Below are 14,187 nucleotides of genomic sequence, written 5' to 3' on the forward strand. Positions count from 1 at the left end.
CGTATCGTTAGTAGAGCTATCTCTAACAGTAAATTAAGGCACTAACACTATAGTGTTACCGTCAATTTTTTAGCATAACTTTCTTTTTCGATATTTGTCACTTCCACCGTAATAGCTGCGTTTTCAATACCTAAACGTTCAAGTTGACTACCAACGCTTTCAGAAAGGCTTTTACGTTGAGCCAAATCACGACCTGACAATATTTTTAAGTTTACATGCACAAAGGCTTGCTCTGCGCCTGGTAAGTAAAAATCATCAAAAGCAGTCGCACGCACTTTAATATCTGAAGCGGTAAATAATTCACTTTGATTAGCACCTTTATATACAGCGTGCATTAGCTGCTCTACAGGCAAGGTTTCAGTAATTTTTGCAGAATACTCGATAATACAGTGAGGCATGATATGGCTTACAAAATAGCTAATTAACAAGAAGGCTATTATAACGAATATAATTTATAAAAAAATCTTGATAACTTAGTTATTTAGTCTATTTATCTATACTTTAGATTGAGAGACAGAGTTTCTGCTTCGAATTTCACATCGACGCTCTTTCACATCGACAAGCAAGAACGCTTTAATGCCGTGAAGCCATGCTCTTATACGGGTATAAGTTATTAGAGTAATGCTAGAAGCAATTACCGAGACGCGCTAATGCCTTGTAAGGCAGAATGTCTGAGAAAGGCCTGAACATCGGCGCTCTTTCACATCCATGTGATCGCGCCATTGCCTACAGGGATGTAGGTACTTAGCTTTTGTCTGGAACAAAAAAGCTGACCGTTCATCCTGAACATAAAAAAGCCGCTACAAGTAGCGGCTTAATCAGTAATTCAGCTTAACCATAAGTTAATACACTATTACTTATATTTTTGCATAACCAAAGTAGCGTTTGTGCCACCAAAACCAAAGCTGTTAGACATAACCAAGTTTAGTTCCATGTCACGTTTTTCAGTAACAATATCTAAACCTTCAGCTTTTTCATCTAAAGTATTAATGTTGATAGATGGAGCAACAAAGTTATTTTCCATCATTAACAATGAGTAAATAGCTTCATGAACACCAGCTGCACCTAAAGCATGTCCGGTCATAGCTTTTGTTGCACTAATCGCTGGTGAATCATCACCAAATACCGCTTGAATAGCGCCAAGCTCTTTAACATCACCAACTGGCGTAGAAGTACCGTGAGTGTTTAAGTAATCAACTTTCGCGTCAACACCGTGCATGGCTTGTTCCATACAACGAATTGCGCCTTCACCGCTTGGAGCAACCATATCATAACCATCAGACGTTGCGCCGTAGCCAACAATCTCAGCATAAATATGTGCACCACGTGCTAATGCATGTTCAAGCTCTTCAACAACAACCATACCGCCGCCGCCAGAGATAACAAAACCGTCACGGTCAGCATCATAAGTACGTGACGCTTGTTCTGGTGTTTCATTGTATTTAGAAGATAATGCGCCCATGCCGTCAAACATCATCGCTAATGACCAATGAACTTCTTCACCGCCACCAGCAAATACTACGTCTTGCTTACCTAATTGAATCAACTCAGCAGCATGACCAATACAATGAGCACTTGTTGCACAAGCAGAGCTAATTGAATAGTTAACGCCTAAAATTTTAAAAGGTGTCGCTAAACAAGCCGAAATAGTGCTCGACATAGTTTTTGGTACAGCATAAGGACCAACACGTTTAACGCCTTTCTCACGAAGCGTATCAGCGGAATTAACTACGTTTTCTGATGATGCACCACCAGAGCCAGCAACAATGCCGGTACGGAAATTTGAAACTTGCTCAGGAGCTAATTTAGAATCTTTAATAGCTTGATCCATTGCAATGTATGCGTAAGCAGACGCTTCGCCCATAAAGCGTAATGCTTTACGGTCAATATGCTCTTTCACGGCAATTTCAGGTTTGCCCCAAACTTGGCTGCGTAAGCCTTTCTCAGCAAAACTTTCAGCATTAGTAATACCTGAACGTCCTGTTTGCAGTGACGCTAATACTTCTTCTGCATCATTACCAATACTTGATACAATACCTAATCCGGTGATAACTACACGTTTCATTTAAATAACCATATTCAATTAGAAAATCTGGGCGTATCATACAGACTTTTGCCCCCTATACTGGTCTGTCCAGCGTACACTTGTACACTGAATTATTACGTTTTCATGACAGAGCTCAATAACACGCGCTAAAATAACCTTTTTTTGTGCCTAACAACAAGTAAGAAGATGACAAAAAGTGACTGAACAAACAAAAATTAGTTTCCAAAAAGATGGTTCGCCCTATTCAACACAATTTGATGACATCTATTTTGATACGGCACAAGGTACGAAACAGAGCGAATGTGTTTTCATCGATGGCAATAATATTAACGTTAGATTAGCGCGTCATACGGGTGTATTTGTTATTGCTGAAACAGGTTTTGGCACTGGCTTAAACTTCTTACTAACATTAGAAATTTTTCAAAAAATACGACAAAAGAACAGCACTGATAATAAAAAAACACATTTACGCTTTATCAGTGTCGAAAAGTACCCACTATCAAAAAGCCAACTTGTTCAATCACTGCAAATACTGCCAGAGCTGAACGAGTTTAGTCAGCAACTTATTGAGCAATATCCGGAAAACCCAAGCGGTGAAGCAACGCTTTCGTTTCTCGATGGTGCAGTATCATTACAATTAATATTTGACGATGCCACACTAGGGTTATCGACTCTATCAACGCAGACACACCATCGACATATGGCGATAGTAGACGCTTGGTTCCTTGATGGTTTTTCACCGACGAAAAACCCAGAGATGTGGCAACCCGAGCTATTTGAGCAAATAACACGGCTTTCAAAAGAACAAGCAACAATTGCCACCTTTACGGTATCAGGCAAAGTTAAACGCCAGCTTGTTTCTGCTGGCTTTAGGGTGGAAAAGCGTTTTGCCGATGGCAAGAAAAGTGAAATGCTCGCGGGTGTGTTTCAACAAAGCCCGCAATCAGGAAAAGGCTATCAACAACGCCAAGTTATTGCAAAACCACAACATGTCAGTATTATTGGTGGTGGCATTGCTTCTGCCTGTGCGGCCTATGCGCTAACAAAAAGTGGCGTTAAAGTAACGGTTTATTGTCAGGACTTCAGTGTTGCTCAAGGGGCATCAAGCAATAATATCGGCGCTTTATATCCACTTATTCATCAACAAGCTGACGATATTAGCTTGTTCTATCAATATGCTTTTGAACAAGCCGTTAATTGCTATAAAGACATTGCTGAGCAAGGCTTTACTTATGACCATGATTGGTGTGGCTTATTAGAGATATCATACAAACCTGCTTTAGAACTGCGCCAACAGCATATTGCCAATTCAAACGTTTGGCCTGAAAGCTTAATTCATAGTGTTGATAAAGAACAAGCGAGTAAATTAGCTGGCATTACCTTAGAGCACGGCGGGCTATTCTTTCCAAAAGCTGGTTGGATTGCGCCCGCACAATTAGTCAAAGCGGTATTTAAAGCCGCAGAGTCAACCAATAGGCTGCGAGTTGAAACCGGTTGTAAAATTGAAAAAATTAGCCAACAAGCTGACGGTAAATGGCTATTGCACAGTACAACGGAGAACTTTAACGCCAGCGTGTTAATTTATTGTGGTGGCGCACAAGGCATTCCGTTAAATACCATTGAGCAATTACCCTTAACATCGGTGCGTGGGCAAGTAACCAGCATGGCCAGCAATGAAACAATTGCCCCGTTATCTACGGTAATTTGCCACAAAGGTTATTTAACACCGGCAAACAAAAACTTACATTGCATTGGTGCGACCTTTCAGAAAAACAATTTTGATACCGAAGCAAAGCCGGAAGAAGATAAATTCAATCTTGATATGCTAGCAAGGTGTTTGCCAGACCTAGTGCAATGGCAAAATAAAGATATTGTTAGCAGCAAAGCTCGACTACGTTGCATGACACCAGATCACTTACCTATGGTTGGCGCTATGCCTGATATTGCAGCTCATAAACAACAATTTGGCCATTTAAGTAAAGACAAACGCTGGCGATACGATCAACCAGCACCAGTTATTGATAACTTATACATGATGACAGGTTTAGGTGCGCGTGGCTTATGCACCGCGCCATTATTGGCAGATATTTTAGTCGCGGATATTTGCGGTACGCCATATCCGCTCAATAATGAACAACTATTCAATCTGGCACCTAACCGTTTTGTTATCCGTGATATTATTCGCAGGAAATTCGACTAAGGCCATTAGGCGATTTTAAGCGCTAAAGGCAGCATTTAATTGCTGCCAATAGTCTTGCACTATTTGGCGATCTTGCGGGCTAAGTTCTGTGCGAGCAGCGTGCAATTTTTCAGTAACATTGTCAGCTAAGGCTTTCGTTAACACTTGTGATTCGTCACCAAACTCACTGCCTGCCAAACTAATAAAACCACGTAAATAACTACCCGCAAAAAGTTCATCAGAACTAACATTTAGTGATACTTGTTCATCTAAATAGTGATATAAGGCGGTAAGGTTTTCAAATTTCATGTTTAATTCCAATATCATTTAGACCAGCTTTCGTTACTGGTTACTCTATATTTTAAAAGGTCTATCTCAAGTTCAACAAGGTATTTACTGTGGACTTGTAACCGGGTACAACACTTGATCTTTATAGCCAGTGATAACTGGCAGATAGCCCGAGAGTTCCATATCCAATTCACTGTCACCGGTATCTGTAATTAACGGACGAGCATCCAAAGCATTGAGTTTGGTTTTAGTGGCAATGATATAAATGTTTTCTTTACCAATTGCGCGAATAACTCTTGGACTCAATTGTTGATTACCTCGACCAAAAATATGCCCTTGGCCGCCAATTAAGGTGATCACCAATTTAATGCCATCTTGCGTTCGACCTTGAAGTAATTGCCATAACTGTGGCTCAGTTAAATCACTGGCGACTAGTGCTTGTTCATGTACCGCATCAACACCCAATAAGGTATTATCTAATGCGAGCTCTTCCATCACAAACGCCGTAGTAGATCCCGAACCGATAATGAACAGTTCATCATCCATTTTAGAGATCACATCAGCTGCAATATCTTGTAAAACCAACTCATCCGACTCTTTACCGCCCGACTTTACTGCTTGTATGTAGCGTAACTCAGATGGTACTTGCATCTCGCCATAGCGTTTCGCTTTAACGATGCCTTGGCGAAATAGGTTCTCGTCAATATCCATCACATCAGCATCAGTTAAACTGACGAGCTGATTGGTGATCATCAACTCAACCACTCGACCTGCCGCTTTAGGTGTAATAGCATATACACCTGAATGGATTTTACAGCCTGCAGGAATACCCAGTACCGGAAACTTATCCCCAACAATATGGCAAACATTACGCGCAGTGCCATCGCCGCCAGCGAACAATAATAAGTCAATATCATGAGTCATTAACTCACTCGCTGCCTGTTCAGTATCGCGTTCGTTAGTGGTTTCATGCGCCACTTGCATTATCACTTTTGTAGTAAAACCCAAAGCATTTGCCGTACTTTGTCCCATGCTGCCTGATACGGTATAGATAACAATATTATCTTTATAAGGCCGTAATATTTCTAACGCTAACGCGGCTCTATCATTAGACTTTGCCGTCGCGCCCAATGCCATGGCTTGCTCTGCAACACCTTCACCATCACTGCCTTTTAATGCGACGCTACCGCCAATGCCAGCAATTGGGTTTATCACTAGACCTAAATTAAACTTTTTCATTAATTTATTCTCTTAACTTCAAACAATACCAATTGATATAAAGTACTACAAAAAATATGCCGACAAGAATAAAGCATTATTCAAATACATAAAATGTTTTATCTGCAATGATTTGGTATTAATTGACATTAATAATGAAGAAATCAAAAAGTAGAGGCTTTATTTACCAGTTTGAAGTACTCATGAATCAAACTGGCATCACTAGGGTGTGTTTAAAGTTAATTATAAACAGGACGAGTTGAATGGAATTGTTGCGTCCAAGTGATCAGTTCTATTCTATTACGTGAACTTGTTTTTCGAAAAAGACTATAAATATGAGTTTTTACGGTATTAGGGCTAATATGTAATTGCTCAGCAATCTCCTTATTTTGTGCGCCACTAGAAACCAGGTGAACAATTGTTTTTTCTCGTTTTGTTAAACTCGGTAAAACAATATTACTTTGTTCGTTAAGCAAATCAATCTTCGTTGCTTTCTTGGTTTTCAGTAAATCAGTAACAGCTTTATTCATTGTTGAACGCTTAAACCAATACTCTTGATTTATAATCGACTCTAAACCTTTTAAAATAATATCAGCTCTATCACTTTGATAAAAAACGCCCTTAACACCAAAAATCAATGCTGTGCTTTCACATATAACATCATCAATAGCATTAAACAAAATAGTATTATTAGTTGCAGCTATTGTAGCAACGTCTTTTTGTAAATCGTTGCCTAAACAATGGTGACATAAATCAATTATAATATAATCGAATGAATTTAACTTAGTTTGTTCTGGTAGTTTATCACTGACTGCAACTTCAATACCGCAAGCTTTCACTAATTCACTGAAACGGTTCAATGCTGTTACAGGCTCTTGGCTTTTATCATCCCTTGACGTTAATAAAAAAGCATATAATTTTTTTACGTTTTGTTCCATTGTGAATTTCCCTCATCACTACGTCGAAGCATAAAGCATGCAAAGTAAATATCAATGCGCACCACTTTAGCTAGCTACATATTCCCTAGAAATAAAACTTATAAATAACTAGACGTTACCACCGAAAGGCCCTATGTCAATAGATTCAAATAAGTATAAAATTCGATATAATTGGTTATTTAAATAACAATTGAAAAGTTTATTCATACTCATCAGTTACAGCATCTTGCAGCTGCTTACAAATGCTTACATTTAAATAACCTTTCATTAACATACAGTGTTCATGTGAGGATGTCTAGCGTAATATCGATGAAAAAATGAGCCACCAAAAACAACAACTAAGACATTGTTTTAAATAAATATAATCAAATAAACACAATAGATATGGAACAAAAAAACACTAGTTTGATAAAGTATAAGTGTACGACACTAATCTCTAGTTATTAGATGCTTTTAGTTGTTATACGAATACTTAAGCCAAACTTCGAGCAAAGATGGCTATAAATAGAAAACTCTTTTATCGTGCTTATGAAATTATACTCTTGCATGCCATACTTTACGCTCAATACCTTTTTGTACTAATTCAGTAATAGCTTTTTCAATAGTTTGTTTTACACACGTGTGCATAGGTTCGTTAGTTGTATAACCAGCTTCAGCTTCAAGTAATCGTTTAAAACTTACATAACGGAAAAGCCCTGCTCGAACTTCTTTACTTAAGACTTTTTTACTCGTCGCGACCGAAACAAGAACCTTACCTGTTCGTACATCAATTGCGCGCATATAAACTGATATCATATCTTCTCGATATAATTCAGAACTACCAATACCAAAATATTCAGCACCAAAACCACCAGTAACGGTATTGGAGTCATAACTAATAATACCGCCTTCAAGAATTATTTTGGCTGTCGTTAGTGCAGGCAAATCCGCATCAGATTTATTAGTTTGCAGCGCAGCTCGTGTAATTTTTCGTTCGGTTATAATATTTTGCAAACCTTCGCGCTCTACCGGCATAAACCATTCAGAATCACTTAAAGCTTGCATTAATATTGACGTCCCACCTTGTGTTACAGCTGTTGAGAACGAACTAACATTTGCTTGTGGTTTATATTGTCCTGTTTGATCTCTAAATGAGTACACTGAAACAGGAATGGCACCTTTAGGCTTAGGTAATGACCTTAACTCTTTAAACGCTTCTGTTTCTGACACTTGAACCGCTAAAGACTTTTCAGGGGGGATAAGTTGACCAAGATGACTACATGCCGACAGTGCTACTGTTAATATTATTATTATTATTTTTTTCATATCACTTTCCAAACTTTTAATTATCCAAATCTTGGTACTTCAATTATTGTTATTTCACCTGTTTCTAGGTGAGTTATCTGTACTGTGATGCTATCTGAGCCGCTAGTTAAAACTTGTATTTCATACTGGCCACTAACAAAAATAGAATCTTCTGCAAATAAACTTGGTTCACAGCTAGGATCTACTGCCACGTCACAAGCTTCATTAAATGCAACATCAGTGATCTCTCTTACGAGCTTACTTATATAAGCGCGTTCAAGCGACTCTTGAAATTTTTCAGCGTAGGATTTTCGAACAACTGGTGCTTTATGCTTGTTCTGACTTTGTGCTTTACCTAGTAAGAAATTACCATTAAGGGGATTACCACCAAAACTTGGGTTAATTGGCGTATAAACTAATTCTGATGCCATTACACTGGAAGAAACAACGCAACTAAAAACTATTACCATAAAATATTTTTTCATATTACCACCCATTTTCCGCTAAATCTGGATTTGTTTGACGATGTTGTGATTGTGCTAATGCATCAATAAGAATATAAATAGCCTGTTCGACACGCGGTTTCATCGGTGCTTGCCTGCGTCCCAAATATGTTACGTATATAACTTGATGATTCATAATTACCGAAAGCTTTGTGCCTGCACGAGGTACGGCTTGTTCTTTGATTTGAACATTTAGTCCTCCCGTATTTGGAATGTCAGGCCAGAATTGACTGAACTGATAAGAAAATTCACGACCAAAGCGTGATATTGTATTGTCAATAAGCAAGCCACCAACCTCTATTTCTTTTGCAAGGGTTAGCGTACTAGAGCACAACAACAATAGTAATAATATTCTTTTAAACATCAAAACCTTAACACTGAAACCTCAAATTAAATTAAAGGGGTCTATTTGACCCCTTATTTACATATTATATTGACAACTACTGCTGGACAATAGTTGCTGTGTTGAAATCACCCATTTGCGTAATTTCAACTGAGCCTCCACCACTAATAATTGAACCTTCCACAATATTACCATTGCCTTTTTGGTTCAGTGCAAAATTAGTAGCTGCGCCGCCAATTAACATTGCATCTGCGCCGTCAGCACCAATAATCAAGTTTTCATCACCATCTTGAAAAATATCAATTGTATGATTACTACCTTCAACCAAAATATCTAAGCTATTCAAATCGCCATCTTGAACGAGATCAATAGTGTTGTTGTTGGTATCTAAAATAGTGCTCATGTTAAGAACAGCATCATTTTGGTTACCAGTTTGATTCAACATAATATTATTATCATTGGAAAACAAGGTATTGTCATCAACCGAAGCTTGAATTATCGCAGTGTTCTCAGTTCCGGCTTGAATAACATCAACATCATTATCGCTACCGTTAAAGTTAACAATATGGCTTGAGTTTAAATCACCATTTTGCATAACAGTAAAGTCATTGCTATTGCCTAAAGCGCCAACATAAGAGGTATTTTCAGCACCCGCTTGAGATACAGTGAAATCATTATTATCGCCAATAACATCAAATGAAGAGGTGTTTTCATCACCCAACTGAGTCAACGTCACTTCATTATCTGAGCCAATAAAAACATCTGAAATCGCTGAGTTACTGTTACCATCTTGCGTTATTTCAATATCATTACTATCGCCTTCAATGCTGGCAATTGTTACACCGTTTCTATCGCCTTCTTGCTCAATTTCAAAGTCATTGTTACTACCTTGTAAGTCAGTAATACGAGTGATGTTGTAATAGCCTTCCTGCTCAACTTCAAAAGTATTACCATCACCAACAACATTGTCTAGGTGTATTTCGTTCCATTCACCCGATTGAACACTCGTCACGCTATTCTCAGAGCCTTCCATATTACGATTATAAAGCCACTGCCCGCCTTCTTCTTGCGTCGCATCAATGGTATTGCCGTCACCTATAATTTTGCTGACAATTCGATTATCAACAAACGTTGAACTTGTACCGTTTTGTACTAACGTTACCGAGTTATCATTACCTTCAACATTAGATTGAAGTTCATTATCAGCGCCATCTTGATATGTACTTTGCGTATTATTGTCACCTGAACTAACGCTGACAGAGATATTACCAGTACCTATTTGGCTAACTTCACTGGTATTATTATCGCCATCTATACTGGCATTTATACCATTTTGATCGCCTTCTTGAAACAAGCTAACATCGTTACCATAAGCGTTTTCTGCTTCAGAGCCTTGCGTTAAAATAATGACATTACCTGCCGCATCAGCCATGAAGTCACTCTGTATTTGTACTGGCGCTTCTTTAGATGAGTCAGTTTCAGTTGCAAATACTTGTTGGTTCATTCCTAACGCCATTACAATGGCACATGCGATCAATGATTTATTCAAATTCACTATTATTCTCCAGCTATACTGTTTGGTTGTTAATATTGTGTAATATTGACAACCATGTCATTTCCAATTTGGTGAACAATAAAAGTTTGTTCACCGGCTTGATTGATATTAGCGATATTGGCATCTCCTTCCTGAATAACACCAGCGTGATTATTGTAACCCGATTGTTGAATATTGACCGAATTACCGTTACCTAACTGCTCAATAAGTGCCTGATTTCCAATACCATCTTGGCTAATTATTATATTGTTGGAAGTATTCGCTAATTGCTTAATTGTTGCTTTGTTGAGTATTCCATATTGGCTAATTATGACTTGATGTTGCTGTTCATTTATCGTCATAGTAGCCGTAGGTGTAAGACTTAAGGATAATCGAGACTCCTGTAAATCGGTGCTGTTCGAAAGGTCTTGCGAGAAACATGTTGTACTCAATGACAAATAAGCTGCGAAACCAAATAATAATTGATCTTTCAGCTTTATCGTTTTATTTTTTTTTGTCATATCATTCATTATTATTATTCTCTACTTCCTAACATCAACAACACCAGTTGCGCTAAAAACTCTAATCGTTATCGCCGGTTAAAAATATCACCCAAAAGTTGCATTTAAAAAATACACATTAATAACAGTCAGTTACAACAAGCAAAGCAATATTGTTTTTATTTTTACAGCAAAAGTAGTAAAAAAGTATTAGAAGATAAAAAATAATTAAAGGTCGTAGCTTCAAAACTACACCTCGAAGTTAACCGGAAAAAAATTATCTATGGCGAGGTATCACTCCTCTCAACAGAAAGGTGTTTACAAGGGCGTACAGAAATAAGTTATGGATCCAATAAATTTTAAGTTCAAAAAGGTGCATTAACGATTATTAATACTCATTTAAGAAAATGTGACGAAAATAGATAATATTCATCGTGAGTTTATTATGAATTTGCAAAAATTTTAAAATTACTCTGATCTTAACGAACTTTGTCTTTGAGTAAACTCGCAATAAAAAAGTACTATTTCCTTATTTTCTTCTCGTAAAAACTGATACAAAAGTCGTATTTTACCTATTTTTATAGCATTTACTTTTCGAAAGTGTTTAAAGTAACCCCGTTGCGTAACTCAGTTGCAGAGTTTCATAAGTAGTGTGTAAACATTAAAAGGAAAGAGAGTCTAAATCAGAAAGTCGACATATGTTCGACCTATAATAACTGGAAATGGATTCAAAATATGAAAGCAAAACTATCAGCACTTTCACTGGCTATTTTACCTATATTGGCAAATGCTTCAGTTGAAGTCACAAACAAAGACTCACAAAAATACCTTAGTGACTCAATTATCGTTGTATACAAAGACGGAGCTTCGGTTGACGAAAAACGTAATGCTAGAAGCTTAGTACGAGCTAAGATATCCGATTTAAACCGTGATGAAATAGATGATAGATATAATAATTTATCTAATGGCCGTATTGCTAATTACAAACTTAGTAATATGAGTTCAAAGCAAGCGTTAGAAAAATTACGTGGTAATCCAGCAATTTTATACGCTGAGCCTGATTATATTTATAGTGCTAATGTACTACCTGACGATAGTCGTTTTTCTGAACTATGGGGCATGCACAATACCGGACAAACTGGCGGTATTGCTGATGCAGATATTGATGCACCAGAAGCATGGGATATCTCAACGGGAACAAAAGATGTTGTTGTTGGTATTATCGATACCGGTGTTGATCACAGTCACCCTGACTTAGCAGCAAACATGTGGGTTAACCCTGGTGAAATTGCTGGTGATGGCATAGATAACGACAATAATGGTTATGTAGACGATGTTCACGGCATCAATGCCATTACCGACTCTGGCGATCCTATGGATGACGCAGGCCATGGTAGCCATGTTGCAGGTACTATAGGCGCTTCAGCGAATAACGCAGAAGGTGTTGCTGGTGTAAACCACACAACAGCTATGGTAGGTTGTAAATTCTTATCTGCTGCAGGCACAGGCTCTTCATCAGATGCCATAAAATGTATTGATTATATGGTTGGGTTAAAAAATAATGGTATTAACCTTCGCGTAATCAACAATAGCTGGGGCGGCGGTGGTTTTTCTCAAGTACTATCTGACGCAATATCATCTTCTGAAGCAGCTGATATTTTATTTGTTGCAGCAGCAGGTAACGACGCTGTAGATAACGATGTAAACCCTCATTACCCATCAAGCTATGAGCATGACAGTGTTCTTTCAATAGCAGGTACTAACCATACTGATGCTATGTATACCGCATCGCAATGGGGCTTAACTTCAGTTGATATGGCAGCTCCTGCACGTAATGTACTATCTACAATACCTGGTGGATACGCTACTTATAGTGGTACATCTATGGCAACTCCGCATGTTGCAGGTGCTGCTGCATTAGTATTATCAGTTAACCCTGAGCTAAATACGCTTGAGTTAAAAGAGTTACTAATGAATTCTGGCGATGCTAACCCTGCAACAGAAGGCCGCACGGTTACTGGTAAACGCCTTAATGTACATACGGCACTATTAGATTCTAACCCAGAGCCTGGCTTCATTATGTCAGTATCACCTGCCACGAGCACAATTGTTGCAGGTGAAACAGCAGCATATGACTTCACTATTGGTTCTATTGCTGATTGGGATGGAGAAGTTGCATTAGCAATGACAGGTAACTTAGATGGTGCAACATTATCATCAAATACAGCAACACCAGGTACTACTGTCTCACTAAATGTTCCAACGACTGCAGATACAGCATGGGGTGAATACTCTTTTGAAGTAACAGGAACTAGCGGTGATCTTGAAAAATCAGCGAGTGTAACGCTGTTTGTTAATCCTCAAGGATTAAACGATTTCATTTATAGCAGTGATGAAGTTATTGATATACCTGATAATGATGCAGCAGGCATTACATCAACAATTAACGTTGCTGATGAACTAACAGCTTTCGCTTCCGAAATTCATGTCAATATATCACATTCATGGATTGGCGACTTGAATGTATCATTAACATCGCCTGCTGGCACAACAGCGGTATTACACGGTAATGTCGGTGGTGGTACAGTAGACCTTGATAAAACTTTTTCTACTGATGCCTTTAGCGGTGAAGTTGCAATGGGCGATTGGGTCTTAAGTGTCGTTGATAGTGGCGCTGCAGATACCGGATCATTAAATAACTGGTCACTAACGATTACAGGCATTGGTGATGTAGCACCGGCAGCACCAGAAGCTGACTTCACATTTGAAGCTGAAGGCTTAACAACAATGTTCACTGACAGCAGTTCAGACAGGAACGGCGACATTGCTAGCTGGAACTGGAATTTTGGTGATGGTTCTGAGTCAAACGAACAAAATCCGACTCATACTTTTGCCGAAACAGGTAACTACGAGGTTATGCTAACCGTTACAGATGAAACCGGTTTTAGTAGCACTAAATCAATGAACATATCTGTATCATCTGTGTCTATCGAAGCTGAATTAAAACGCGCTTATAAGACTCGTTTAGGTAACATACGTGTTGATATCATTTGGAGTGGCACATCTGCAGAAACAGTAGATATATTCCGCAACGGTGTGAAAATTGATACTGTATCAAATAGCGGTATTTACCGTGACCGTGAACGTCGTGTAACAGCAGACCAATTCATTTATCAAGTATGTGATGCAACTACAGCTTGTTCAGATGAAATTACCGTTAATTTTTAATCTGTAAAATAACAGTTAAAAATAAATGAATGAATGAATGAAAATGCCACTCACCTTATGAGTGGCATTTTAATATCTATTTCACATATTTATCTACAAGAATACGATGTAAAACATATTAAGAT

Annotated in this window: 12 protein-coding genes; 2 read left to right on the forward strand and 10 right to left on the reverse strand. The window is 38.2% G+C overall.

Annotated features, from left to right (window positions below; translation table 11 throughout):
- Nucleotides 1–47 precede the first annotated feature (47 nt).
- Entirely contained in the window at nucleotides 48–398 is a 351-nt protein-coding gene (locus tag B7C41_RS06185) for a 5-carboxymethyl-2-hydroxymuconate Delta-isomerase (RefSeq protein ID WP_085297927.1), read from the reverse strand.
- 455 nt (nucleotides 399–853) lie between these two features.
- Nucleotides 854–2,065 (reverse strand): beta-ketoacyl-ACP synthase I, encoded by a 1,212-nt coding sequence (gene fabB, locus B7C41_RS06190; protein ID WP_085297928.1) that lies wholly within the window; start codon nucleotides 2,063–2,065, stop codon nucleotides 854–856.
- A gap of 178 nt (nucleotides 2,066–2,243) precedes the next feature.
- On the opposite strand from fabB, the gene mnmC reads away from it, so the two are divergent.
- Nucleotides 2,244–4,247, forward strand: a complete 2,004-nt coding sequence (mnmC, locus tag B7C41_RS06195) for a bifunctional tRNA (5-methylaminomethyl-2-thiouridine)(34)-methyltransferase MnmD/FAD-dependent 5-carboxymethylaminomethyl-2-thiouridine(34) oxidoreductase MnmC (RefSeq protein WP_085297929.1) — start codon at nucleotides 2,244–2,246, stop codon at nucleotides 4,245–4,247.
- Nucleotides 4,248–4,262: 15 nt separating this feature from the next.
- Here the strand turns inward: mnmC and B7C41_RS06200 are convergent, their stop codons facing one another.
- The 8 genes from B7C41_RS06200 to B7C41_RS06235 form a co-directional block, all read right to left on the reverse strand.
- Nucleotides 4,263–4,535 carry a YfcL family protein gene (locus tag B7C41_RS06200; protein ID WP_143764316.1) on the reverse strand — a complete coding sequence of 91 codons (273 nt, stop codon included), beginning with the start codon at nucleotides 4,533–4,535 and terminating at the stop codon, nucleotides 4,263–4,265.
- An 84-nt stretch (nucleotides 4,536–4,619) separates the two neighbouring features.
- Nucleotides 4,620–5,753: an ATP-NAD kinase family protein gene (locus B7C41_RS06205; protein ID WP_085297931.1), complete on the reverse strand. Its 1,134-nt coding sequence runs from the start codon at nucleotides 5,751–5,753 to the stop codon at nucleotides 4,620–4,622.
- A 218-nt stretch (nucleotides 5,754–5,971) separates the two neighbouring features.
- Entirely contained in the window at nucleotides 5,972–6,670 is a 699-nt protein-coding gene (locus B7C41_RS06210; protein WP_085297932.1) for a helix-turn-helix transcriptional regulator, read from the reverse strand.
- Between the two features lie 534 nt (nucleotides 6,671–7,204).
- Nucleotides 7,205–7,975: a CsgG/HfaB family protein gene (locus B7C41_RS06215; RefSeq protein ID WP_085297933.1), complete on the reverse strand. Its 771-nt coding sequence runs from the start codon at nucleotides 7,973–7,975 to the stop codon at nucleotides 7,205–7,207.
- Between the two features lie 20 nt (nucleotides 7,976–7,995).
- The gene (locus tag B7C41_RS06220) at nucleotides 7,996–8,439 is read right to left on the reverse strand and encodes a curli assembly protein CsgF (RefSeq protein ID WP_235839633.1); all 444 of its coding nucleotides are present in this window, start codon (nucleotides 8,437–8,439) and stop codon (nucleotides 7,996–7,998) included.
- A 1-nt stretch (nucleotide 8,440) separates the two neighbouring features.
- Complete coding sequence (locus B7C41_RS06225; protein WP_085297935.1) at nucleotides 8,441–8,821, reverse strand: CsgE family curli-type amyloid fiber assembly protein; 381 nt, start codon at nucleotides 8,819–8,821, stop codon at nucleotides 8,441–8,443.
- A 76-nt stretch (nucleotides 8,822–8,897) separates the two neighbouring features.
- Entirely contained in the window at nucleotides 8,898–10,355 is a 1,458-nt protein-coding gene (locus B7C41_RS06230; RefSeq protein ID WP_085297936.1) for a hypothetical protein, read from the reverse strand.
- 29 nt (nucleotides 10,356–10,384) lie between these two features.
- Nucleotides 10,385–10,855, reverse strand: a complete 471-nt coding sequence (locus tag B7C41_RS06235; protein WP_158089089.1) for a curlin subunit CsgB — start codon at nucleotides 10,853–10,855, stop codon at nucleotides 10,385–10,387.
- A 714-nt stretch (nucleotides 10,856–11,569) separates the two neighbouring features.
- On the opposite strand from B7C41_RS06235, the gene B7C41_RS06240 reads away from it, so the two are divergent.
- Nucleotides 11,570–14,062, forward strand: a complete 2,493-nt coding sequence (locus B7C41_RS06240; RefSeq protein ID WP_085297938.1) for a S8 family serine peptidase — start codon at nucleotides 11,570–11,572, stop codon at nucleotides 14,060–14,062.
- Nucleotides 14,063–14,187: the final 125 nt, after the last annotated feature.

The sequence above is a fragment of the Cognaticolwellia mytili genome, from assembly GCF_002104475.1.
GTDB classification, from domain to species: domain Bacteria; phylum Pseudomonadota; class Gammaproteobacteria; order Enterobacterales; family Alteromonadaceae; genus Cognaticolwellia; species Cognaticolwellia mytili.